This window comes from Sphingomonas sp. BL-S-25 (assembly GCF_055521555.1).
Genome location: NZ_CM145486.1, coordinates 858,468 through 880,424 on the forward strand (window position 1 = coordinate 858,468; position 21,957 = coordinate 880,424).

Annotated in this window: 24 protein-coding genes; 19 read left to right on the plus strand and 5 right to left on the minus strand. The window is 65.2% G+C overall.

Annotated features, from left to right (window positions below):
* The first annotated feature begins 33 nt into the window (after positions 1-33).
* Positions 34-816 (plus strand): TVP38/TMEM64 family protein, encoded by a 783-nt coding sequence (locus ACZ1H8_RS04305; RefSeq protein ID WP_465180140.1) that lies wholly within the window; start codon positions 34-36, stop codon positions 814-816.
* Here ACZ1H8_RS04305 and ACZ1H8_RS04310 read toward each other — a convergent pair.
* Positions 708-1,586 carry an ROK family protein gene (locus ACZ1H8_RS04310; RefSeq protein WP_465180141.1) on the minus strand — a complete coding sequence of 293 codons (879 nt, stop codon included), beginning with the start codon at positions 1,584-1,586 and terminating at the stop codon, positions 708-710. The genes ACZ1H8_RS04305 and ACZ1H8_RS04310 overlap by 109 nt on opposite strands.
* A gap of 129 nt (positions 1,587-1,715) precedes the next feature.
* Here ACZ1H8_RS04310 and ACZ1H8_RS04315 point away from each other — a divergent pair, with 129 nt between their 5' ends.
* The 5 genes from ACZ1H8_RS04315 (at position 1,716) to ACZ1H8_RS04335 (ending at position 5,099) form a co-directional block, all read left to right on the plus strand.
* Positions 1,716-3,221, plus strand: a complete 1,506-nt coding sequence (locus ACZ1H8_RS04315) for a PAS domain-containing sensor histidine kinase (RefSeq protein WP_465180142.1) — start codon at positions 1,716-1,718, stop codon at positions 3,219-3,221.
* Positions 3,218-3,841, plus strand: a complete 624-nt coding sequence (gene fixJ / locus ACZ1H8_RS04320; RefSeq protein ID WP_465180143.1) for a response regulator FixJ — start codon at positions 3,218-3,220, stop codon at positions 3,839-3,841. The genes ACZ1H8_RS04315 and fixJ overlap by 4 nt, the downstream gene beginning before the upstream one ends.
* Entirely contained in the window at positions 3,838-4,137 is a 300-nt protein-coding gene (locus ACZ1H8_RS04325) for a DUF3253 domain-containing protein (RefSeq protein ID WP_465180144.1), read from the plus strand. The genes fixJ and ACZ1H8_RS04325 overlap by 4 nt, the downstream gene beginning before the upstream one ends.
* Positions 4,138-4,518 (plus strand): reverse transcriptase-like protein, encoded by a 381-nt coding sequence (locus ACZ1H8_RS04330; protein ID WP_465180145.1) that lies wholly within the window; start codon positions 4,138-4,140, stop codon positions 4,516-4,518.
* A gap of 182 nt (positions 4,519-4,700) precedes the next feature.
* The gene (locus ACZ1H8_RS04335; RefSeq protein ID WP_465180146.1) at positions 4,701-5,099 is read left to right on the plus strand and encodes a response regulator; all 399 of its coding nucleotides are present in this window, start codon (positions 4,701-4,703) and stop codon (positions 5,097-5,099) included.
* Between the two features lie 179 nt (positions 5,100-5,278).
* Here the strand turns inward: ACZ1H8_RS04335 and ada are convergent, their stop codons facing one another.
* Together ada and ACZ1H8_RS04345 are read right to left on the minus strand one after the other, a co-directional pair.
* Positions 5,279-6,316 carry a bifunctional DNA-binding transcriptional regulator/O6-methylguanine-DNA methyltransferase Ada gene (gene ada / locus ACZ1H8_RS04340; RefSeq protein WP_465180147.1) on the minus strand — a complete coding sequence of 346 codons (1,038 nt, stop codon included), beginning with the start codon at positions 6,314-6,316 and terminating at the stop codon, positions 5,279-5,281.
* A gap of 49 nt (positions 6,317-6,365) precedes the next feature.
* Positions 6,366-6,794: a VOC family protein gene (locus ACZ1H8_RS04345; RefSeq protein ID WP_465180148.1), complete on the minus strand. Its 429-nt coding sequence runs from the start codon at positions 6,792-6,794 to the stop codon at positions 6,366-6,368.
* Between the two features lie 178 nt (positions 6,795-6,972).
* On the opposite strand from ACZ1H8_RS04345, the gene ACZ1H8_RS04350 reads away from it, so the two are divergent.
* A complete protein-coding gene (locus ACZ1H8_RS04350) occupies positions 6,973-8,262 on the plus strand; it encodes an MFS transporter (RefSeq protein WP_465180149.1) in 1,290 nt (429 codons plus the stop codon).
* Positions 8,259-9,893, plus strand: a complete 1,635-nt coding sequence (locus ACZ1H8_RS04355; protein WP_465180150.1) for a glycoside hydrolase family 43 protein — start codon at positions 8,259-8,261, stop codon at positions 9,891-9,893. The genes ACZ1H8_RS04350 and ACZ1H8_RS04355 overlap by 4 nt, the downstream gene beginning before the upstream one ends.
* A 130-nt stretch (positions 9,894-10,023) precedes the next feature.
* Here the strand turns inward: ACZ1H8_RS04355 and ACZ1H8_RS04360 are convergent, their stop codons facing one another.
* A complete protein-coding gene (locus ACZ1H8_RS04360; protein ID WP_465180151.1) occupies positions 10,024-10,398 on the minus strand; it encodes a hypothetical protein in 375 nt (124 codons plus the stop codon).
* Positions 10,399-10,883: 485 nt separating this feature from the next.
* On the opposite strand from ACZ1H8_RS04360, the gene ACZ1H8_RS04365 reads away from it, so the two are divergent.
* From ACZ1H8_RS04365 to ACZ1H8_RS04395, 7 genes are all read left to right on the plus strand, one after another.
* Positions 10,884-11,969 (plus strand): DUF262 domain-containing protein, encoded by a 1,086-nt coding sequence (locus ACZ1H8_RS04365; RefSeq protein WP_465180152.1) that lies wholly within the window; start codon positions 10,884-10,886, stop codon positions 11,967-11,969.
* Positions 11,969-12,475, plus strand: coding sequence for a HEPN domain-containing protein (locus ACZ1H8_RS04370; RefSeq protein ID WP_465180153.1), 507 nt, complete (start codon positions 11,969-11,971; stop codon positions 12,473-12,475). Before ACZ1H8_RS04365 ends, ACZ1H8_RS04370 begins: the two co-directional genes overlap by 1 nt.
* A gap of 579 nt (positions 12,476-13,054) precedes the next feature.
* Entirely contained in the window at positions 13,055-14,641 is a 1,587-nt protein-coding gene (locus tag ACZ1H8_RS04375; protein ID WP_465180154.1) for a DEAD/DEAH box helicase, read from the plus strand.
* 234 nt (positions 14,642-14,875) lie between these two features.
* Entirely contained in the window at positions 14,876-15,502 is a 627-nt protein-coding gene (locus ACZ1H8_RS04380; RefSeq protein ID WP_465180155.1) for a response regulator transcription factor, read from the plus strand.
* 198 nt (positions 15,503-15,700) lie between these two features.
* Complete coding sequence (locus tag ACZ1H8_RS04385) at positions 15,701-16,270, plus strand: hypothetical protein (protein ID WP_465180156.1); 570 nt, start codon at positions 15,701-15,703, stop codon at positions 16,268-16,270.
* Positions 16,271-16,676: 406 nt separating this feature from the next.
* On the plus strand, positions 16,677-17,714 hold the full coding sequence (locus tag ACZ1H8_RS04390; RefSeq protein WP_465180157.1) for a hypothetical protein: 1,038 nt from the start codon (positions 16,677-16,679) through the stop codon (positions 17,712-17,714).
* Between the two features lie 144 nt (positions 17,715-17,858).
* On the plus strand, positions 17,859-18,416 hold the full coding sequence (locus ACZ1H8_RS04395) for a hypothetical protein (RefSeq protein ID WP_110153338.1): 558 nt from the start codon (positions 17,859-17,861) through the stop codon (positions 18,414-18,416).
* A 102-nt stretch (positions 18,417-18,518) separates the two neighbouring features.
* Here ACZ1H8_RS04395 and ACZ1H8_RS04400 read toward each other — a convergent pair whose 3' ends face one another.
* On the minus strand, positions 18,519-19,043 hold the full coding sequence (locus ACZ1H8_RS04400; protein WP_465180158.1) for a cupin domain-containing protein: 525 nt from the start codon (positions 19,041-19,043) through the stop codon (positions 18,519-18,521).
* Between the two features lie 332 nt (positions 19,044-19,375).
* Between ACZ1H8_RS04400 and ACZ1H8_RS04405 the strand changes: the two genes are divergently transcribed.
* The 4 genes from ACZ1H8_RS04405 (at position 19,376) to ACZ1H8_RS04420 (ending at position 21,903) form a co-directional block, all read left to right on the plus strand.
* Positions 19,376-19,933: a hypothetical protein gene (locus ACZ1H8_RS04405; protein WP_465180159.1), complete on the plus strand. Its 558-nt coding sequence runs from the start codon at positions 19,376-19,378 to the stop codon at positions 19,931-19,933.
* A gap of 282 nt (positions 19,934-20,215) precedes the next feature.
* Positions 20,216-20,773 carry a hypothetical protein gene (locus ACZ1H8_RS04410; RefSeq protein ID WP_465180160.1) on the plus strand — a complete coding sequence of 186 codons (558 nt, stop codon included), beginning with the start codon at positions 20,216-20,218 and terminating at the stop codon, positions 20,771-20,773.
* A gap of 69 nt (positions 20,774-20,842) precedes the next feature.
* Positions 20,843-21,001: a hypothetical protein gene (locus ACZ1H8_RS04415; protein ID WP_181402014.1), complete on the plus strand. Its 159-nt coding sequence runs from the start codon at positions 20,843-20,845 to the stop codon at positions 20,999-21,001.
* Between the two features lie 344 nt (positions 21,002-21,345).
* Positions 21,346-21,903, plus strand: coding sequence for a hypothetical protein (locus ACZ1H8_RS04420; RefSeq protein ID WP_465180161.1), 558 nt, complete (start codon positions 21,346-21,348; stop codon positions 21,901-21,903).
* The last annotated feature ends 54 nt before the right edge of the window (positions 21,904-21,957 follow it).

The following is a 21,957-nucleotide window of genomic DNA, read 5'->3' on the forward strand; positions in this document are numbered from 1 at the left end:
AATCGTCATGATCCGCCGGTAAGACGCGGGGCGATGACGCGCAGACACTGGATCCTGCTGGCGATCGCGATCCTCGCGGTGCTCGGCTTCACCCTGGGGTGGCACGAGCTGATCTCGTTCGACACGCTGAAGGCGAACCAGGCGGCGCTGGTCACCGCCTATCGCGCCAATCCCCTGCCCTTCGCGATCGGCTTCGTCCTGGTGCTGGCGACCGCGCTGGCGCTGTGCATTCCGGGATCGCTCGCCACGCTGGGCATCGCCGCAGGGGCGATCTTCGGCCTGGCACTGGGCGCGCCCCTGGTGCTGATCGGGGTGGTGCTGGGCGATTCGATCGCCTTTCTGCTGGCGCGCTATCTGTTGCGCGACTGGGTGCGCGCGCGGTTCGGGGCACAGTTCGAGCGGGTCGATCGCGGCTTTCACCGGCATGGTGCGCTGTACCTGCTGGCGCTGCGGCTGGCCTCGATCATCCCCTTCTTCATCGTCAACCTGACCATGGGGCTGACGCGGATGCGGCTGGCGGTGTTCGCACCCGTAAGCTTCCTCGGGCTGATCCCCGCCACGGTGCTGCACGTCATGGTCGGGACCGAATTGGGCAAGCTGTCCGACCCGTCCGACATCCTGTCCTGGCCGCTGGTGCTTGCCTTCCTCGCGCTGGGGCTCTCGCCGCTGTTTTTCCGCTTCGTGCTGGGCCGCCGGCTGTTTTCCGGTCAGCGATCCAGCGCCGACAGCCCCATCGCGATGGCCCCCATCGGCCCCGCCATGTCGCCCAGACCCGGCGGCCCGACCTCGATCCCGAGCCCGCCGAACGCGCCGTAACCGGCGATGCTGTCGTCCAGCGCCTCGCGGATGCGGGGGAACAGATGCTGGCGCGAAGCGATAACCCCTCCACCGATCGAGATGCGTTGCGGCGCGAAGCCGGTCACGAGGTTATGAAGGAGTCGGGCCAGATCGTGCACGAACAGGTCCCATTCCGGCCCGTCCTGCGGCAGATCCTCGCCCCTGACACCGAAACGGGCCGCGAGTGCCGGCCCCGAGATCAGGCCCTCGACGCAATCCTGGTGGAACGGGCAGGCGCCGGCAAAGCCGTCGCCGCGACGGCGTGGGATCCGCATATGCCCCGCTTCGGCATGCGCGACGCCCTGGACCGGGCGGCCGCCGACGATCGTCCCCACACCCACCCCGGTGCCGATGGTGATATAGACATGCGTCGACATGCCTCGGGCCGCGCCCCAGCGCGCCTCGGCCAGCGCGGCGCCGTTGACGTCGGTCTGGATCGCCAGCGGCCTGCCGTAACGCTCGGCAAAGCGGCGCGAGACGTCCGTGCCGGACCATCCCGGCTTCGGCGTCGCGGTCAGTGCGCCGAAATCGGCGCGATCGGGATCGAGCTGAAGCGGACCGAAGCTGGCAACGCCGATCGCATCGAACGGCCAGCGATCGAGTACGGCCTCCAGCGCCGCCAGCGTATCGACCGGGTTCGTCGTCGGCACCGTGATCCGGTCGCGCACGTCGCCCGGTCCGCTTGCCAGCAACGCCACGCATTTGGTGCCGCCGAGTTCGAGACCGGCGATGAGGGGCGGTTGCGTCATGCCCCTCGCTAACCCGAGCGTCCGCGCGCGAAAAGCCGTCCGCACCGCCGCTGCACTGGAAAATCGGTCCGGACCCGGCCAAAAGCGCGTGTCGGGCTCGCCTGCCCGTCGGTTTGGACGCCGGTGACGATGAGGAAACGGACCAGCGACGACGATGCCGCGCTGACGCTGTTCGTGGAAGGAGACGCGGATCGCGCGCTGTTCGTCCTGGACGATGCCGGATTGGTCATGACCTGGAATGCGGGCGCCCAGTTGATGACGGGATGGCAGGCGTCCGAGATCGTCGGCAAGTCGGCCGCCTTGATCTATCCCGAAAGCGAGCGCGACGCCGGGCAACTCCGCCTTGACATGCAGGTCGCCGAGAAACGCGGGCGGTTGCGCAACGATGCGTGGCGGATGCGCAAGGACGGTACCGAGTTCCTGGCCGATTTCCGCATTACCGTGATGCCGGGCGCGTTCGGATCGCTGCCCCGGTTCGGCGTGGCGATGAACGACATCACCGACCGCAAGGCCAGCGAGCGCGCGCTGGAGCGCAGCGCACTGCACCTGCGATCGATCCTGGCCGCAGTGCCCGATGCGATGATCGTGATCGACGAGCGCGGCATGATCCTGTCCTTCTCCGCCGCCGCGATCGCACTGTTCGGCTATGCCGAGCCGGAGGTGCTGGGCCGCAATATCGGCATGCTGATCCCCCAGTCCGACCGGATGATCCTCGACGGCAATGCGGTGAGCGGCCAGAAGCTGCTGGCCTGCGCGGGACGGATCGTGCGCGGGTTGCGCCGCGACGGCAGCGAGTTTCCGATCGAGCTGCAGATCGGCGAGGCGGATACCGACGGCAACCGCATCTTCACCGCCTTCATCCGCGACCTGACCGATCGCCAGCGCGCCGAGCTGAAGCTGGAGGAGCTTCAGTCCGACCTCATTCATGTCGCCCGCCTGTCCGCAATGGGGACCATGGCGTCGACGCTGGCGCACGAACTCAATCAGCCGCTGACCGCGATCACCAATTATCTCGAGGCCGCCCTCTCCCTGCTGGACCGCGACCATCTGAGCCCCGACCTCGAGACGATGCTCCGCGACTCGGTCGAGGAATCGGCGAAGGAAGCGCTGCGCGCCGGCGGGATCGTGCGCCGCCTGCGCGAGTTCGTGTCGCGCGGCGATGTCGAGAAGCATGTCGAGGACCTGCCGCGGATGATCGACGAGGCCAGCCGGCTGGCGCTGATCGGCGCGCGCGAGCGCGGCATCTCGGCCGATTTCATCATCAACACCCGTGTCGGCCTGGTTCTGGTCGACCGGATCCAGATCCAGCAGGTGCTGGTCAACCTGATCCGCAATGCGGTGGAGGCCATGGCCGACAGCCCCGTGCGCGAACTGGTGATCGCCGCACGACCGGCCGCCAACAACATGGTCCGCGTGTCGGTTTCGGACACCGGATCGGGAATCGATCCCCGGATCGGAAACCGGCTGTTCCAGGCCTTCGCCACCGGCAAGGAGGATGGCATGGGCCTCGGCCTGTCGATCTGCCGCACCATCATCGAGGCGCATGGCGGGCGGATCTGGGCCGAGCCGCGGCTGGGCGGCGGGACGATCTTTCAATTCACCATCATGGGCGCAAAAGCGGAGGACCTGGAATGACCGAGCACCGCCTGATCCACATCGTCGATGACGAGGAGGCGATCCGCAAGTCGGCGAGCTTCATGCTGAGCACGTCGGGTTTCGAGGTGGAAACGCATGAGGACGGCGTCGCCTTTCTCGATGTCGTCGCATCCGCCCGGCCGGGATGCGTTCTGCTGGACGTCCGGATGCCAAGGATGAGCGGGATGGAGGTTCAGGCCGAACTGAATCGTCGCGGCATCACCCTGCCGGTGATCGTGCTGACCGGTCATGGCGACATCTCGACCGCCGTCGAGGCGATGAAGGCCGGCGCGGTCGACTTCCTGGAAAAGCCGTTCGAAAAGGCCAAGCTGCTCGATGCGATCGAGCGCGCCTTCGAACGGCTGGACCGCACGACCGAGGCTGCGTCGAGCGAGCAGGACGCGCGCGATCGGCTGAATGCGCTGACCGGGCGCGAGGTCGACGTGCTGCGCGGGCTGGTGCGCGGCCATCCCAACAAGACGATCGCGTTCGACCTGGGCATCAGCCCGCGCACCGTCGAGGTGCACCGGGCGAATCTGATGGCGAAATTGGGGGTGCGCAGCCTGTCCGAGGCGCTGCGCATCGCGTTCGCCGCGGGGCTGGAGGACGACGAGACGTGACCCGCGCGGCCGGCAGCGCGGCGTCGCCGGCCGAGGACAGGGCCCGGACGCTCACCGTCGCGCTGCTCGATGCCCGCTCCGCTGACGCCACGATCTGTCCCAGCGAGGTTGCCCGGGCGCTGGCCGCCGACGATGCGCCCGATGGCTGGCGCGACATGATGCCCGACGTTCATATGGCAGTGGATGCGCTGCTAACAGAAGGGCGCGTGCGGCTCAGCTGGAAGGGCAAGCCCCTAGCGGTGCGCGATGGTCCCTATCGCATCGGCCGGGTAGGCGGCGCGGATCGCCGGCGATAGATGGCCGACCGGCTCAAGATCTTCTTCGACGGCGGCTGCCGCCCGGTGCCCCGTGGGATGGAAGTCGCGATCGTCGCCGGCGGCATTCCGACGCTGCGGCTCGGCCTGGGAGCGGGCAGCAGCATGGAGGCCGAATGGTTGGCGCTGATCGAGGCGATGGCCGAGGCAGCCCGCCGGAATGCGCCCGACACGCTGCTGCTCGGCGACGCCGCCGCGGTGATCGCCCAGGCCAATGGCGCCGTCCGCTGCCCCGCCTCGTTCCGCGCCCATCTTGACCGATTCCACGCCCTGCCCCGCCCCGCCGGCCGCCTGGCGATCCGCCATATCGGACGCAGCCAGAATCTCGCCGGCATCGCGCTGGCGAGGTTGCACGGGCGCTGACACACTACGGGAACTCATGGATATGGCGGTCGTGTGCCGGGCAGGATCGGCAAGCGTCGAACCCAGTATGTGTCCCGATACAGGCCGCGGATTTCATCCGAAGCCAAACAGTTCCAGCTCCTAGGACCATCACGTAGCGACTTGCGCATCCCGTTGCGTCAGGTTCCGCCGCGGAGACGCTGATGGCAACCCAAGATCCCCAGATGGTGCAACTCGAGCGCCCGCGCATTCTCCTCGTAGAAGAGGATGACGGGGTTCGCCGCTCGACGCATCTGATGCTCCAGGCCCAGGGCTTCGACGTACGCTCCTTCGCCACGCCCGAGGCGTTGATGGGCGACGCGGCGCTGCACGAGGCCGAGTGGCTGATCGCCGACTATCGAATTGCCGACAGCGACGGGCTCGAGCTACTGGGCGCGCTGCGCCGGCTCGACTGGCGGGGCCGGGCGCTGCTGATCACCGCCTTCTCGTCGATCGTGCTGCGCGAGGCGGCCGCGGCCTGCGGCTATGAAGGCGTGATCGAGAAGCCAGTGCGCCCGCATGACCTGTTCGCGTTGCTGGGATCCCCTGCATTCCCGGAGTGAGGCGGTTACGGCATGTCGACTGGATCGACTTGCAAACCGGGACAAAAACTTTTCGACGGGCATTGAACCAATAGGCCCCAAGACACATTTGTCTGTTGCCGCCCGCGACCCTCCCCCCCCCAGCGGGCGGCACCCCTCTCAGAACCGCTGACTACACGCTGGCGCAGCGCTGCCACCGCCTATTCGGCGGCCTCTCGCTTCAGCAGCGCGCGCTTGCGGTCGAGGCCATAGGCGTAGCCGCCGATCCTGCCGTCCGCGCGCAACGCCCGGTGGCACGGCACCAGCACCGCGACCGGATTGGCGCCGCAGGCCGTTCCGACCGCGCGCACTGCCCGCGCATTGCCTGCGGTCGCGGCGATCTGGGCATAGCTGCGGTGCTCGCCGGGCGGGATCGCGCGCAGCGCCTGCCACACCGCTTCCTGAAAGGCGGTGCCACGCACGTCGATCGGCAGGTCGTGGTCGCGTCCCGGCGCCTCGACCTCGCGCACAACCCGCGCGGCCAGTTCGGCCAGCGCGGCGCCACCCTCGACGATCTCGGCAGCAGGAAAGCGCCGAGCGAGCGCGAAGCGGTCCTCGTCGAATGCGACGCGGCACAGCCCCTTGTCGGTCGCCGCGATCAGCAGCAGACCCAGGCTGGTCTCCGCCACCGTCCAGCGGATCGTCACCCCCGCCCCGCCCCGTTTCCAGGCCGACGGGGTCATGCCCAGGCGCGCATTGGCGGTTTCGTAGAAGCGGCTGGGCGCCGAATAGCCTGCCTCGTAGATCGCGCTCGTGACGCTTTCCTCGCCGGCCAGCGCCTGGGCGGCGCGCCTTGCCTTCAGCCCGCGGACATAGGCGGCGGGGGTCACCCCGGTCGCGCGCTTGAACAGGCGGTGGAAATGATGCGGCGCATAGCCAACCGATTCCGCCAGCGCCTCCAGCCCGATCGGATCCTCGGCCGCCTCCAGCAGCGCGACCGCGCGTGCCACCGCGATGCGGTCGCGGCCGACCTCGTCGGGCTTGCAGCGCAGGCAGGGGCGGAAACCGGCGGCCCGCGCGGACGCGGCATCGGGGTGGAACACGACATTCTCGCGCCGCGGCCGACGCGCGGGACAGCTGGGCTTGCAATAGATGCCGGTGGTCAGGACGGCGCCGACCACGCGTCCGTCGAAGGCACGGTCGCGCGCCTCGAACGCTGCCCAGGCTTCATCGTCGGAAAGGCGATGCTGAAGATCCATGCCGTCCATCTAGGCCCTGCCGTCCCCGGCCGCATCCCGCGGCTTGCGGTCAAACCATGCGTGATCCGGTCGGCGCCTGGAAGCAGATCAGATAGCCGTCGGGATCGCGCAGCCAGATCTGGCGCATGCCGTGGCCGCTATCGTCGGGCAAGGTGACCTCCAGACCGCGGGCGCGCAGCGACAGATGCGCCGCCTCGACATCGACGCAGCCGAAATACAGGCCGGTATCGGCATGGGCCGACTGGCGCCACGCCTCACGCGTGGCCGGCCGGTCGCCGACGTCATAGCCGATATTCAGCATCAGGTTGGCAGACCCGAGCTGGAGCCAGCACCACTGGAAATAGCGCCCCTCGGGCGCGTCCACCTCGGGCGAGGCCTGGATCACCTCGAAGCCGAGCAGCTCGCAATAGAAGCGGACCGAGGCGGGCATGTCGAAGACCTGGATCAACGGACACAGCCCGGTCACCTGCAGCGGCATCGTCGCTCTCCTTCATCCCAGTGTCGCTTGGCCGGGCGGCTTGCGCAATCGCCTTGAGTGCGCCCCGGTCGCAAAAGCGTGAGGCATGGATGATCGTTCCAATCGCATTGCAATTAACTCCGACAACAGTAACGTTACCGCTAACAAGGCCTGGAGCGGACCGGGCGGGGAGAGGCGAATGACGTTCTGGCAACGCACACGGGCGCTGCGATGGTGGATCATCGTGATCGTCATGCTGGGCACGGTCGTGAACTATCTGACCCGCAACACGCTGGGCTTCGCCGCGCCGATGATGCTGAAGGACCTGGGCATCAGCGAGCGCGAATATTCCTTCGTCATCAACGTGTTCCAGGCCGGGATCATGATGCAGCCGCTGGTCGGCTATATCCTCGACCGGATCGGGCTGCGCTACGGATTCGCGATCTTCGCGACCGCCTGGGGGCTGATCACCATGGCGCACGGCGCGGTGTCGACCTGGCAGGGTCTGGCGGTGGTGCGTGGCGCGCTGGGCTTTGCCGAGGGCACGGCACATACCGGCGGGCTCAAGGTCGTCTCCGAATGGTTTCCCGCCAAGGAACGCGGCATCGCCGGCGGTATCTACAATATGGGTGCGTCGCTGGGCGCGGCCGCGGCGCCGCTGCTGGTGTTGTGGGCCGCATCGGTGTGGAACTGGCGCGGCGCGTTCGTCATCGCCGGCGCGATCGCCCTGCTGTGGGTGCTGCTGTGGCTCGCCTTTTTCCATCCGCTCGACCGTCATCCCAAGGTTTCGAACGAGGAGCGCGACTATATCCGCGCGGGACAGGAGAGCCATGTCCAGGCAACCGGCAAGGGTCCGTCGATCCTGTCGATCCTGGCACAGCGCAATTTCTGGGGCATCGCCCTGCCGCGCATGCTTGCCGACCCGGTCTGGGGCACGCTGACCTTCTGGCTGCCGCTCTATCTCACCTCGCGCGGGTTCAGCCTGGGCGAGACGGCGCTGTCGACCTTCCTGCCCTTCCTGGCGGGCGAGCTCGGCTGCCTGTTCGGGCCGACCGTGACCTTCTGGCTTCAGAAACGGGGCGTGAACCTGGTTAATGCGCGGCGCTGGACCTTCACCCTGGGCGCGGTGCTGATGATGGGAATGGCGTTCGTCGGATCGGTCGAAAGCGCGGTCGCGGCGGTGATCCTGCTCAGCCTGGGCGGCTTCGCCCACCAGACGCTGTCGGTCACCTGCATCACTCTGGCCAGCGACCTGTTCCGCAAGGACGAACTGGGCACGGTCGCCGGCATGGCGGGCTTCTGCGCCAATCTGGGCGTCGCATTGTTCTCGACCGCCATGGGCCTGCTGGTCGCCAGGATCGGCTATGACCCGTTCTTCATCGCGCTTGCGGTGCTCGACCTGATCGCCGCCGCGATCCTGTGGATCCTGATCAAGCCACCTCGCGATGTCCGAGGTATCGAACCGGTGCTGGAGGTTCCCGCCGCATGATCCGCAACCCGATCCTGCCAGGCTTCAACCCGGACCCGTCGATCTGCCGGGTGGGCGTCGATTATTATATCGCGACCTCGACCTTCGAATGGTTTCCGGGCGTCCAGATCCATCACAGCCGCGACCTGGTGAATTGGCGGCTACTCGGCCGGCCGCTGGTTCGGGCGAGCCAGCTCGACATGCGCGGCGATCCCGACAGCTGCGGCGTCTGGGCGCCGTGCCTCAGCCATGACGGGTCGCGCTTCCACCTCATCTATACCGATGTGAAGCGCTACGGCCGCACCACTATGGGCGGCGCATCAGGCGCCAGCCTGCGCGACTTCCACAATTACCTGGTCACCGCCGAACGGATCGACGGCGACTGGTCCGATCCCGTCCATCTCAATTCCAGCGGATTCGACCCGTCGCTGTTCCATGACGAGGACGGGCGGAAATATTTCCTGAACCAGCTGTGGGACCATCGGCCCGGCCGCAATCGCTTCGCTGGGATCGTGCTGCAGGAATATGACCCCGCCGAACAGCGGCTGGTCGGCGGGCGCCATGTGATCTTTCCCGGCACCGCGCTCGGCCTGACCGAGGCGCCGCATCTCTATCGCCGCGACGGCTGGTATCACCTGATCGTCGCCGAGGGCGGGACCGGATGGAATCACGCGGTGACCATGGCGCGCAGCCGCGACCTGCTCGGTCCGTACGAGGTCCATCCGGACGGCCCGGTGCTGACCAGCCGCGACCGGCCCGACGCGCCGCTGATGCGTGCAGGCCATGCCGACCTGGTCGAGACGCCGGATGGCGAGACCTATATGGCCTATCTGTGCGGGCGGCCGCTGCCCAATCGCGGGCGATGCGTGCTGGGGCGCGAGACGGCGATCCAGCCGATGCGCTGGGGCGAGGATGGCTGGCTGCGCACGATCGACGGCGACGCGATGCCGCTCGCCGAGGCCGCTGCCCCGGCCCTGACGCCGCATCCCTGGCCCGCGACGCCGCCGCGTACAGAGTTCGATGACGCGGCGCTGCCGATCGACTTCCAGTGGCTGCGTACCCCCGATCCCGCCGCGATCTTCAGCCTGACGGCGCGGCCGGGGCATTTGCGGCTGTTCGGTCGCGAGACGATCGGCAGCATCTTCACCCAGGCCTTGGTCGCGCGGCGCCAGCAGGCGTTCCATTATTCCGCCCGCTGCCGGATGGACTTCGCCCCGCAGCATTTCCAGCAGGCTGCAGGACTGGTCGCTTATTATAACGGATCGAAGTTCCATTATCTGCATGTCAGCCATGACGAGATTATCGGCCGCCATATCCGGGTGATGTCCGCCCTGCCCGACAGCCCGCAGGCCGACGCCTTCACTGCGCCGGTGCCGATCCCCGACGGGCCGGTCGAGCTGCGCGCGGAAGCGGACGAGGAACGGCTGCGCTTCGCCTGGCGAACGGGCGACGACGCGTGGCAGTGGCTGCCCGAGCGGTTCGACGCATCGATCCTGTCGGACGAGGCCACGGCGCCGGGCGCGCCTAACTTCACCGGGGCGTTCATCGGCATGGCGTGCCAGGACATGTCCGGCGCCGGGCTGCATGCCGATTTCGAATGGTTCGACTATCGCGAGCGTGACTATGCGCCCGATCCGGAGGCGCTGGACTGACGCGCCTCCGGTCCGACGGGCCGCTGGCTCACCGCGCCGGCACCCGGTGGTGATGGATTTTGGAGGCTACGTTAGGGAAACTAAACATCCCCCGGTTCGCATTGAGAATGCTGGCCCCGCTGCCGCCGTCCTATCGACGCAGACCACACGTTGATCGCGTGACGTAGCCGCCTAAGCACCAGCGGCATTTTCCGTGCATGTCGGGCTCCCGTCTTGCAGCCTCTGCGAGGGCCTCGTCCTCCGTTGCGAAGTTCAGCCATCCGCTCTTGCTATCGGCCGCAGGCTCCCGCGCCAACGCCTTGCGCACAGTGGAACAGTCGGAGGAATGCACATTGGCGCGCCGATGGTCTGCGCTGTTATTCAGCCAGAACGGCGGTTCGCGGAGATCGTTCTCGCCTTGCTCCACGTCGACCGGAGTCTCCGTTTCCCGTGTTTTCTTGTGCGCGTCCGATCGTTCGATAAGCTCCTCTTCGCGCCAGACGCGGTCAGTTAGCCCGGCGCTCATGGCCGCCGAGACCTCCTTCTTGGGCCGATTGGGGTCGACGCCGGCGCGAGCCCAACAATAGTTCCGATGAAGCATCCATATTGCGATCTGACGCTCATGGTAGCTCAATCGCTTTGAAAATGCTTTTGTTTTTCTCGTGAAGCGACGGTTGGCTTGCCGCAGAAACCCATTCTCACGTTCGATCCGCCAAGTGTTGATGTCTTCGTAGCGCGGAGCCCCCTCAACTGCTTGCGCTTGGAACCCACGTATCGCTGCTTGTCATCGTACACCTTCTCAAAGACACCGGCATCGACCTCGCTGCCGAAAGCGAGTTCGATCGCATCTGGATATGGGCGAGGACCAACGGATTGCAGAGCAGCTTGAATCGAAAAGCCCTACCGCCCCGCTCCGCCAGCTCACCCGCCTCTATCGTTGCAAATAGCCTCCAAGCCCTCTGGTCGCCCAGCGACGTCCTCGCTATCGTGTGACGGACAAAGGGAGTGAGCATGGCCGAGGATTTGGACGACGAAATCGAAGTCGAGGAGGAAGCAGAGGAGGAGGAACTTAGCACGCATATCGAGTTCGATATTGCGACCTATCCCTCCGATCTGACCCTTTCCGTCATCCACGATATGTGGCGTGACAAGGACATCACAATCCCGTCGTTTCAGCGCAACTTCGTTTGGAACATCAAACAGTCCAGCCTCCTGATCGAAAGCTTTCTTCTTGGACTGCCGGTCCCCCAGGTGTTCTTCTACATCGACAGCGAGAACAAAAATCTCGTGATCGACGGCCAGCAGCGCATTATGAGCGTGATCTACTTCTTCGAAGGCTACTTCGGAGTAGAGAATTTGCAGGGCCGGCGCGCGGTGTTCCGCCTCACTGGCCTGTCAAAAGGCAGCCCCTATGCAGGCAAAAAGTTTACCGATCTGACCGAGCAGGAGCAGCGAAAGCTAAAGGGCGCGGTCCTCCGCGCGGTGAATATCAAACAGCTTGCCCCTGTGAACCAGAGCACGAGCATGTTCCATATATTCGAGCGCCTGAACACGGGTGGTACTCCGCTTCGTCCGCAAGAAATTCGCAACTGTGTATTCCACGGCAACCTGGTCAATGAGTTGCACGAGCTAAACGAGGATACCGACTGGCGCACGATCCTCGCCAGGAAGCCGCTCGACAAACACCAGCGCGATGTCGAAATGATCCTCCGCATATTCGCGATGACAGAACGCGGCGGCGAATACGAGAAACCCATGAAGGAATTTCTCAACCAGCAGATGAAGATTCATACCAAGGGCAAAGGCTCGAACAAGGTGGAGAAGTTCGTCGAGCGGTTCGGCCAAGTGACAGCGATCATCGCGAAGCAGCTAGACCCCAAGCCCTTCCATGTGCGCGGCCCGTTGAACCTTGCGGCGATGGATAGCGTGATGGCCGCCCTGATTCGCAACCCAGGCAAGATACCGAAAGACCTCAAAGCCCGGTTCGCAAAGCTGCTCGCTGATGAGGAATACCGGAACGCGATCTTCTACAACACCAGTGACACCCCTGAGGTGAAGAAGCGACTGGCGCTAGCCGAAAAGTATCTGATGAACTGATGGTCTACGCCGATCGTTTCACACTCGTCGAGGACTACCTCGCGCATGTAGATCCCCTGATGGCTGGTATAGCGGACCCCTTTGTAGAGGGCCGCTACACCGGCTTCATAGCGACATCGGCCGTGACTGCATACGAACTGGCAATCAAAGACATCTTCTATGAGTTCGCGGACAAGAAGCACATAGTCTTGGGAAGTGTAACGCGGGCAAAGTTTGATCGCATTAACGGTCGGATCAAACTCGACGATCTGAAAAAAGAGCATGTGAAGATGTTTGGGGTGAAGTATCTCGATCGCTTCAAGCGAAACTTAGAGAAGGCCGAACAGGAATACGTCAGGGCACATAACAAAAGCCCGAAGTCCGCATACAGCAATGTAATTGTCTGGCGGCACCAGTTCGTCCATGAAGGCACATTGCCGAACACAACAAACTATGCCGAAATCAAGGATCAATACACAACGGGCAAGGAAGTTATCCATTGCCTGTTTCGCACTATGGTCAGGTAACGTCGTTAAAGGCTGTCTTGACTTAAATAGGTGCATAGTGAAATCATCACTGGCCATGCTTTGCGCGAGCGCTTCAAGCAAAAGTGCCTCGCCAACACGCTACAGGACGCGATCACCACGTTGGAGCGGACCTGTTCCAAACCGTCACCGGCCTTTCGGTTGCCGACTTCAACCTCCTCTTGCGGCTAAAGAAGTTCAACACCGAGCGGATGAACGAGGCGGTTTTTGCGTTCCGCCGGTACGAAGACGTATCCCGCCACCACACAGGGCTTGATAGCCACGAAGGGTTCACCAGATATGGGCTCTACGATACCGTCGCGGCGCGAGAATGAGGGGAAGTGTTAGTTTCCCTAACCTAGCCCCTGAAATCCATCATCACCCGGCACCCCCTCACCTTGACTTAGGACATCGACGCTGCCATATCGCGGCGCATCGAGGCATCATGCAGCGTGATCGGCGGACCTCCGCCTGGCTCTGCCTCGGTCCATTTTCCCGGCTTCCCATATCACGCGGGGCGTCATTCCTGACCCCGCTTTCGCGCGTCCTGTCGACGTGCGCGAGCCGCATAAAGGTTTTCCAATGCAGTTTTCCGAACTCGGCCTCTCGCAGACCGTTCTCTCCGCGCTCGTCGCCAAGGGCTATGACACCGCCACGCCGATCCAGGCGCAGGCCATCCCGCCGTTGCTCGAGGGCGCCGACCTGCTCGGCATCGCCCAGACCGGCACCGGCAAGACCGCGGCGTTCATGCTGCCGTCGATCGACCGGCTGATCGCCTCGGGCAAGCGCCCCCAGCCGCGCGGCTGCCGCATGCTGGTGCTGGCCCCGACCCGCGAGCTGGCCAGCCAGATCGCCGAGAGCGCACGCCAATATTCGGCCGGCACCAAGCTGACCGTCGCCACCGTCTTCGGCGGCACCTCGATCACCAAGAACAAGACCGACCTGGCGCGCGGCGTCGACATCCTGGTCGCCACCCCGGGCCGCCTGGTCGACCTGATCGACCAGTGCTGGGCGATCCTGCTCGGCATCGAGATCTTCGTGCTCGACGAAGCCGACCAGATGATGGACCTGGGCTTCATCCACGCACTGCGCCGCATCGTGAAGGAGCTGCCGGCGAAGCGCCAGTCGCTGTTCTTCTCGGCGACCATGCCCAAGACCATCCGCGAACTGGCCGGCCAGTTCCTGCGGTCCAATCCGGTCGAGGTGAAGGTGACCCCGGTCGCCACCACTGCCGAGCGCGTCGACCAGTCGGTGACCTTCGTCACCCAGCAGGAGAAGCAGGCGCTGCTGACGATCAAGCTGCGCGAGCTCGACATCGATCGCGCGCTGATCTTCACCCGCACCAAGCACGGCGCCGACCGCGTCGTGAAGCTGCTCGCCGGCAACGGCATCGCGTCGAACGCGATCCACGGCAACAAGTCGCAGCCGCAGCGCGAGCGCGCGCTGGGCGAGTTCCGCGCGGGCAAGGTGAAGATCCTGGTCGCGACCGACATCGCCGCGCGCGGCATCGACGTGTCGGGCGTCAGCCACGTCTTCAACTTCGAGCTGCCGAACGTGCCCGAGCAATATGTCCACCGCATCGGCCGCACCGCGCGCGCCGGCGCCGACGGCATCGCGATGAGCTTCTGTGCCGATGACGAGCGGCCCTACCTCAAGGACATCGAGAAGCTGACGCGGCAGAAGATCACCGTCGTCCCGCTTCCCGAGGGGTTCGTGAACGAGGCAGCGAAGATCAAGTCGACCCGCGCGCCGGTGGCGATGAGCCGCGACGAGCAGAATGGCCGCAACGGCCGCGCGGTGCAGGGCCAGCGCCCCGGCGGCGGCCGTGGCCAGCCGCCGCGCAAGCCGCGTCCGCAGTTCGAGGCGCGCCCTGCCGGCGAACGCCGCGACGACGCGCGCCGCGAGGCCGCGCGCGGAGAAGCTCGGCCGCAGCAGAATGCGCCGCGTCGCGCCGAAGGCAATGGCCGCAACGACTGGAGCCGTCTCGACGGCCCGGCGCGCAACGAGGCCCCGCGCGGCGACCAGCCTCGCCGCAACGACGCGCCGCGCGGCGATCGTCCCCAGGGCGAGCAGCCCCAGCGCGATTATGCGCGCAAGAACAAGTGGCAGGGTCGCCCGGCTCAGGGCCCCGGCGGCGGCCGCCGGACCAGTGCCGGCCGCTCGCGCTGACCATTTCGGATACTATAAATAGGAAAAGGGCCGGAGCATTCTCCGGCCCTTCTTCGTTTTATCCCATTCTTATCGCCGAAATATTGCGAAATATTCACGAACACGATGATTTAGAGTCACTCGCAATTCACCAATTCGGGCACAGTTTGACGATAACGGACCGGCGGTCGTCTGGCCGAAGCCCGCGTCCGGTGTTAGTGAATCCCTGCTGAACCAAAACAATAACGGGTCGACATGGCAAAATTGCTCATCGCGGAAGATGATCCGCTCACCCTCGCCGGCATCGAGATGCTGCTCGACAAAACCAATTTCGAGATTGTCGCGAAGGTCAACAGCGGCGCCGCTGCGCTGGAGATTCTGCCGAGCGCGCGCCCGGACATGCTCGTCCTCGACAATTCGATGCCGGAACGCACCGGGCTCGACGTGCTTCGGACGCTGCGCAACCGGGGCGATACCCGCCCGGTCATCCTGCTGACCGGCAGCCTCAACGACATGGTGACGAAGGAAGCGATGCAGCTCGGCGTGAACGGCATCGTCATCAAGTCGACCGCGCCGCGCGACCTGCTGGTCTGCCTCGAGACGGTAGCCCAGGGCCGCCGCTGGCTCGACCAGGAAGTGATGCAGCGGGCGATGGACCTGGCAATGTCGCCCGATGTGTCGCGCGATCCGTTCGAGGGCCTCAGCGCGCGCGAGCGTGCGGTCGCGTCGCTGGTCCAGCGCGGGCTGCGCAACAAGGAGATCGCCGACGAGCTCGGCCTGACCGAGGGGACGGTCAAGGTGCATCTCCACAAGGTGTTCGACAAGCTCGGCGTGCGCAGCCGCACCGACCTGATCCTGCTCGCGCAGGAGCGCGGCGCCTGAAACGTTGCGAAAGAGCGATTATCAGTCCCGCACCGAAAGGCGCATTCTCACCCTTGCTCTGACACTATATCCAAAGAGATAGACGCTTTGGGCCATTGGTTAAGCATGGTTCTTGCCTTGGGTTGAATGTCCGCCGGACCGGTCCGGCTGCATCTACCCCCCATGGTCCGGTCGCGTATTTTTCTGCTGATGATGGTGGTGGCATTGCTTGTCATCGTCCAGCCGGCACGCGCCCAGGTCACCGCCTATGCCGCTGGCCAGGGCGCCGTCAGCAGCATCGACGTCTCGGTCGAGGTGCGCGCCTCGGTTCGCAGCCGTTGCGGCTTCGCCACGGGCGGCGCGCCGACCGGCTCGGTCGACCAGGCCGATTTCGACCAGAGCGGCTTCACCCGCGATTTCGCGATCCAGCTCAACTGCACCGGCGCGTCGCGGATCGCGGTCTCTTCGGCGAACGGCGGAATGACCACCGCCGCCGGCGCCGCCACCGGCTATGCCACCAAGGCCCCCTATCAGGTCGATCTGAAGATGGTGGCCGACAATGGGACCAACTCGACGGCGACCTGTCAGGCCGCAACCCTTGCCTCGGGCGGGAGTTGCAGCTTTGCCGGTGCCGCCAGCAGTTCGACCGGACTTCGGCTTGGTGGCGCCTCGACCCGGGCCAACGGGTCCTATCTGCGTGTCAGCGCGCCCGCCTATAGCGGCGCGGCGCCGCTGGTCGCTGGCCGCTATACCGACACCTTGACTGTCACCGTCAGCGTTGCGCCATGATGATAGGGAAATTTTTACCATGACAGGGATCCGAAACCTGGTTTATTCATTTCTTTGCCATGGTTCGAAGAGTCGCCCATTCGATTCTTACTTCGCCGATCATCAGATTGGCCGTCTCGTCCCTTACCTTCATCTTAACGATATTCGTTACGCCTGCGAAAGCGCAGACGAGCGGCGAGGTGGGTATTACCGGTTATGTTGCACCGCGGTGCTGGGTATCGATGGGCGGGACGCACTCGGGTATCTCGGCCGAGCCCAAGGCGCTGTGCAACTATGGCGCTCCCGAAACTCGAACGAGGCGACTGACGCCTCAGACGGAAGCCATGATTGCCGCCAATATACCGGCGACCGATCCGGAAGAACTATCGGCTCGCGCCGCACGGGAGATCGTCGTATCGCCTCGCCTATGAGGTTCGGTACAGCGGCTTTCCCCTTCATTGCGACGATCGCGGCGCTGACCGCCGCCTCACCATCGGCGGCGCAGACGCAGATCTCTCCGCTGTGCGGCGTGACGGGAAACGCCACGGCGCCGGCGAGCATCACCTACGATCCCTTTTCGCCCGCCGGCCTATCCGAGGTCACGATACCGCTCGTGCTGCGCCGCAACAGATGGTTCAACGGCGGACGGACCCGCGAAGTGAGCGTCGTCCTGACCGCACCGTCCGGCTCGCCACCGCTCGACATCACCTATCGGGGGTACAAGGTGCTGTACCCCGAAGGCGCGACGGCAGGCCGTCCGCGCGCGCTCGATTCGCGGGACAATGGTGCAGGCGCTGCGGGCGAGATCCGTTACGACTTTGGCGGCGTGTACGCGTCGGACCTGTCGACCCCTTTGAACCTGCGCGTCACCGTGCCGCCCGGCACCGACCTCTCGGCCGGCGAGCCGATCGTGCTCGACCTCATCTATATCTGTTCGGGCGAGGGCGGGCTCTACAGCTTGCCCAGTCCGGTGCGCGATTCGGGCGCGGTGCGGATCAACGTCAACACTGTCAGCGCGCTCCAGGCCTATTATGCGGGCTCGGTGCTCGATTTCGGCGAGATCGGGGATGCCACGACCACCGCGGTGCAGGCGACGCCCGAACGCTACACCACCTCCGCCAGCAATGCCCTGCGCGTTCGCAGTTCCGGTCCGTTCGAGGTCCGGATGCGGTCGCAGAACGATTTCAAGCTGACCTATCGTGGCGGCAACCTGGCGGACTCGGCGCAGACCATCCGATACCGCGCGCGCTTTCTGGGTCGCGACGTGGCGTCGAACGCCGCCTCCACGCCGCGCACCTGTGCCCGTGCAGGTATCGCGGGCGAGGCGGGCGTGCTGCCGCTGAGGGCGACGTTGCAGGAGGGCGGCGCGTCCAAGACGCCGGCACCCGATTATGCCGATACGCTGATCATCACCTTCACGCCGATCGTCACGGCTTCGTCGGCGGTCAATTGCGCGGGACTGTGACGGGGCGGCCTATTCCCATCGATATAGGCCGCCCATCCCGACGATAGCGTGGTTTTCGCCATTCGCTGAATGGGACGACGTCAGGCTCCAGTGCAGAGACATCCCATCGGGTGACCACCCCGTCAGGATTTCTGGAGACACGTCGTGAAGAAGCTCGTTATTTCCGCTCTGTTCCTCGGCTCGGCTTTCGCGGCGGCTCCTGCCTTCGCCCAGGCGAGCGGCTCGGTCGATGTCAGCGGGACCGTCTCGGCACGCTGCTCGGCTGCCACCCCGATCAGCGGCAGCATCACGCTGGGCGAACTGGCCAAGACCGACGGCACCGTCGACGCCGCCTTCTCGAGCAACGTCAACGGCCTGACCCGCAACTTCACCATCAAGTGCAACGGCGCGAACCCGAAGGTATCGGTCGAGGCGAAGCCGCTGGTGAACGCATCGTCGAACAACCCGCCCAATGGCTACACCAACACCGTCCACTACACCGCGACCGTCGTCGCGCTGGGCGCGGGCGGCGGCTCGACCAGCATTGCCGATCCGTCGATCGCCAGCGGTGCGACCTCGAGCCAGATCAACGACCGGCTCGCCACCGTGTCGAACAACATCTCGCTGACTGTCGGCAGCGGCCAGACCTCCGAGTCCGGTGCGATGCTCGAGGCCGGCGCCTATGCCGGCAAGGTCGAGATCACGGTCGCCCCGGCCGCCTGATCGCCCAAAGCCAATAGCGGCTTGGCAGGTCTTCCCCCGGGGGAAGGCCTGCCAGCTCGATTCCGGCGCACGCCCGGTCGAGCCCGTAGGCGCGCGCTTCGTTCAGCGTGCAGCGTCCTGCGCAGGAGCCAGCGCCGGTCGGGGCGAAAAAACCGAATAGACATTCTCATAGGGCGGCGGCCCTACGACGCTGGTGCCCAGCCGCTCATTCTCCTCGGCGATGGCCGAGAAATCGCCATCGGTCGCAAACCCGATCAGGCGAAACGCCTTTTCCTGTTCCCCTGGCGCGAACATCACGAGCATCCGAACCGGCTCATCCGAAAGATTGGCCCAGGCGTGAGGCGTTCCCCGCTTCACCGTAGCCGCATCGCCGGCAGACAGTTCGAGCCTCTGGTCGCCATTGGTCAGGTGAACGCGCCCCTCGATGACGACGAAATGCTCTTCCTCGTTGCCGTGGACATGCAAGGGCACTGCGTTGCGCGGATAGGCGACGATCTCGATCGTCGTGTAGCGCCCGGCCGTGTCCGTGGCGGAGGTGCGGATCGTGAATCGCTCGCCCGGGGTGATCTCCCACCAGCCGGCTTCGAGTTCGGGGATTTCGGACATCTGGCCCAAGGACTCGTTCATGGGATGCTTTCCATCACGTGGCCAGCTGGATGCTGACCTGGCCTGGCCTTGGACACGCACCCCGCTACATCCCGGCGATCAAAGTCGATAGTCGCGTTTCAGCTGTTGCGCACGAGAACAGGACTGGCGCGTGACGATGGCGCCTGTGAAGTGCTCGATCGTCACCCCGCGTCACGCGCAGTCCGCCGTGGCACTATAGCTTAGGATATAGTTGCTTGATCCTGAAGTTAGCGACGTTTTCACCATAGGCTAAATGTGGCGACGCCGATCTCCGGTGCATAGCGAACTCGTCGGGGCGGACAGGCCCCAAACGAAATTCCTGGAGATACGACATGAAGAAGCTGGTTCTTTCTGCCCTGGTCCTCGGTTCGGCTTTCGCTGCAGCTCCCGCTTTCGCCCAGGCGAGCGGTTCGGTCGATGTCAGCGGCACCGTCGCAGCACGCTGCTCGGCTGCCACCCCGATCAGCGGCAGCATCACGCTGGGCGAACTGGCGAAGACCGACGGCACCGTCGACGCCGCCTTCTCGAGCAACGTCAATGGCCTGACCCGCAACTTCACCATCAAGTGCAACGGCTCGAACCCGAAGGTCTCGGTCGAAGCCAAGCCGCTGGTGAACGCCGCCTCGAACAACCCGCCCAACGGCTACACCAACACCGTCCACTACACCGCCGTCGTCACTGCGATGAAGGCCAATGGCGGATCGACCGCCATCTCCGACGACTCGATGGCTGGCGGCGCCACCTCGAACCCGGTCGGCGATCGTCTGGCCCCGGTTACCAACAACATCTCGCTGACCGTCGGCAGCGGCAAGACCAATGACTCGGCAGCCATGCTCGAGGCTGGCGCCTATGCCGGCAAGGTCGAGATCACGGTCGCCCCGACCGCCTGATCCCTCGGCGGCGGCGATCGTCTTCGGCAGGTCCTCGCACCAGCGAGGGCCTGCCGAATTGATTCCAGCGCCCGTCCTCCGATCGCGCCGAGGCCGGACCCAGGCCGATCCGCCTGCCGCGGCGCGGAGAGGCGTGAGGCCGTCCTATATCCTTCGATATAGCTGCTCGATCCTGAAGTTATCGATCTTTTCGCCGCCCGCTAAATATGGCGACGCCAGCTCGCGGTGCATATCCAACTCGTCGGGGCGGACAGCCCCAAACGAAATTCCTGGAGATACGACATGAAGAAGCTGGTTCTCTCTGCCCTGGTCCTCGGTTCGGCATTCGCTGCAGCTCCCGCCTTCGCTCAGGCGAGCGGCTCGGTCGACGTCAGCGGTACCGTTTCGGGCCGCTGCCTGGCAGCCACCCCGATCAGCGGCAGCATCACGCTGGGCGAACTGGCCAAGACCGACGGCACCGTCGACGCTGCCTTTTCGAGCAACAATGGCGGACTGAGCCGCACCTTCACCATCAAGTGCAACGGCGCGAACCCGAAGGTTTCGGTCGAGGCCAAGCCACTGGTGAACGCGTCGTCGAACAACCCGCCCAACGGCTACACCAACACCGTCCACTACACCGCCGTCGTCACCGCGCTGCGCGCCAATGGCGGTCCGACCAGCATCTCCGACGAGTCGATCGCCAGCGGCGCGACCACCGGCCAGATCGGCGACCGCCTGTCGTCGAACACCAACAACATCACCCTGACCGTCGGCACCGGCAAGACCACCGACTCCGCGGCGATGCTCGAGGCTGGCGCCTATGCCGGCAAGGTCGAGATCACGGTCGCGCCCGCAGCCTGATCCACCCGCAAGATCACGAACGCGGCAGGTCCTTTCCCCCGGGAAGGGGCCTGCCGACCCGTCTGTGCCATGATCCCCAGAGATACCCTCTCCCTCGCCGCCGAACTTCGCGCCTGCGCCGAACGCGCGTCGGACCAGGAGCGCGCGGATCTGCTCGTCCTGATCGCCGGCTATGAGGCGCTTGCCCAGCCGGACGACGGTGGCGGCCAGCACGATCCGGCCGGCTGAACTCGCGTTGCGATCTTCCGTCTCGACTGTGTTCGACTGCTGACGCATTTTGCCCAACGCCTGAACGCGGATCAGCGGTGCCGTTGATCCTCGCCGACAGCTGCATTTTTCGTCGCGCAACGCAGTAAGCATCTGAATCGGATTTTCGGCGTTACAGTTGCGCCGATCGCGACCCTATTAGGCGGAGATGGTCGGTCGCAGGCTTGCTATATCTTCCGATATAGGTCGTTATGCTTGAAGTTATGGCGCTTTTCGACTGGCGCTAAATGTGGAGGGACCAGGCTCCAGTGCATATCCAACTCGTCGGGGCGGACAGCCCCAAACGAAATTCCTGGAGATACGACATGAAGAAGCTGGTTCTCTCTGCCCTGGTCCTCGGTTCGGCATTCGCTGCAGCTCCCGCCTTCGCTCAGGCGAGCGGCTCGGTCGACGTCAGCGGGACCGTTTCGGGCCGCTGCCTGGCCGCCACCCCGATCAGCGGCAGCATCACGCTGGGCGAACTGGCCAAGACCGACGGCACCGTCGACGCTGCCTTTTCGAGCAACAATGGCGGACTGAGCCGCACCTTCACCATCAAGTGCAACGGCGCGAACCCGAAGGTCTCGGTCGAAGCCAAGCCGCTGGTGAACGCGTCGTCGAACAACCCGCCCAACGGTTACACCAACACCGTCCACTACACCGCCGTCGTCACCGCCCAGCGCGCCAATGGCGGCCCGACCAGCATTTCCGACGAGTCGATCGCCAGCGGCGCGACCTCGGGTCAGATCGGCGATCGCTTCTCGTCGAACACGAACAACATCACCCTGACCGTCGGCACCGGCAAGACCGCAGACTCGGCAGCGATGCTCGAAGCTGGCGCCTATGCCGGCAAGGTCGAGATCACGGTTGCGCCCGCAGCCTGATCCAGCACTCCGGCGGGCGCCCTCCGGGCAACCCGCCGGAACTGCCTGACCCAT

What these genes read in the sequence shown, in the direction of transcription:
- ACZ1H8_RS04305 (WP_465180140.1), top strand. Translation starts at nt 34, where the DNA reads ATGACGCGCAGACACTGGATCCTGCTGGCGATCGCGATCCTCGCGGTG.
- ACZ1H8_RS04310 (WP_465180141.1), bottom strand. Translation starts at nt 1,586, where the DNA reads ATGACGCAACCGCCCCTCATCGCCGGTCTCGAACTCGGCGGCACCAAA.
- ACZ1H8_RS04315 (WP_465180142.1), top strand. Translation starts at nt 1,716, where the DNA reads ATGAGGAAACGGACCAGCGACGACGATGCCGCGCTGACGCTGTTCGTG.
- fixJ (WP_465180143.1), top strand. Translation starts at nt 3,218, where the DNA reads ATGACCGAGCACCGCCTGATCCACATCGTCGATGACGAGGAGGCGATC.
- ACZ1H8_RS04330 (WP_465180145.1), top strand. Translation starts at nt 4,138, where the DNA reads ATGGCCGACCGGCTCAAGATCTTCTTCGACGGCGGCTGCCGCCCGGTG.
- ACZ1H8_RS04335 (WP_465180146.1), top strand. Translation starts at nt 4,701, where the DNA reads ATGGCAACCCAAGATCCCCAGATGGTGCAACTCGAGCGCCCGCGCATT.
- ada (WP_465180147.1), bottom strand. Translation starts at nt 6,316, where the DNA reads ATGGATCTTCAGCATCGCCTTTCCGACGATGAAGCCTGGGCAGCGTTC.
- ACZ1H8_RS04345 (WP_465180148.1), bottom strand. Translation starts at nt 6,794, where the DNA reads ATGCCGCTGCAGGTGACCGGGCTGTGTCCGTTGATCCAGGTCTTCGAC.
- ACZ1H8_RS04350 (WP_465180149.1), top strand. Translation starts at nt 6,973, where the DNA reads ATGACGTTCTGGCAACGCACACGGGCGCTGCGATGGTGGATCATCGTG.
- ACZ1H8_RS04355 (WP_465180150.1), top strand. Translation starts at nt 8,259, where the DNA reads ATGATCCGCAACCCGATCCTGCCAGGCTTCAACCCGGACCCGTCGATC.
- ACZ1H8_RS04360 (WP_465180151.1), bottom strand. Translation starts at nt 10,398, where the DNA reads ATGAGCGCCGGGCTAACTGACCGCGTCTGGCGCGAAGAGGAGCTTATC.
- ACZ1H8_RS04365 (WP_465180152.1), top strand. Translation starts at nt 10,884, where the DNA reads ATGGCCGAGGATTTGGACGACGAAATCGAAGTCGAGGAGGAAGCAGAG.
- ACZ1H8_RS04370 (WP_465180153.1), top strand. Translation starts at nt 11,969, where the DNA reads ATGGTCTACGCCGATCGTTTCACACTCGTCGAGGACTACCTCGCGCAT.
- ACZ1H8_RS04375 (WP_465180154.1), top strand. Translation starts at nt 13,055, where the DNA reads ATGCAGTTTTCCGAACTCGGCCTCTCGCAGACCGTTCTCTCCGCGCTC.
- ACZ1H8_RS04380 (WP_465180155.1), top strand. Translation starts at nt 14,876, where the DNA reads ATGGCAAAATTGCTCATCGCGGAAGATGATCCGCTCACCCTCGCCGGC.
- ACZ1H8_RS04390 (WP_465180157.1), top strand. Translation starts at nt 16,677, where the DNA reads ATGAGGTTCGGTACAGCGGCTTTCCCCTTCATTGCGACGATCGCGGCG.
- ACZ1H8_RS04400 (WP_465180158.1), bottom strand. Translation starts at nt 19,043, where the DNA reads ATGAACGAGTCCTTGGGCCAGATGTCCGAAATCCCCGAACTCGAAGCC.
- ACZ1H8_RS04405 (WP_465180159.1), top strand. Translation starts at nt 19,376, where the DNA reads ATGAAGAAGCTGGTTCTTTCTGCCCTGGTCCTCGGTTCGGCTTTCGCT.
- ACZ1H8_RS04410 (WP_465180160.1), top strand. Translation starts at nt 20,216, where the DNA reads ATGAAGAAGCTGGTTCTCTCTGCCCTGGTCCTCGGTTCGGCATTCGCT.
- ACZ1H8_RS04415 (WP_181402014.1), top strand. Translation starts at nt 20,843, where the DNA reads ATGATCCCCAGAGATACCCTCTCCCTCGCCGCCGAACTTCGCGCCTGC.
- ACZ1H8_RS04420 (WP_465180161.1), top strand. Translation starts at nt 21,346, where the DNA reads ATGAAGAAGCTGGTTCTCTCTGCCCTGGTCCTCGGTTCGGCATTCGCT.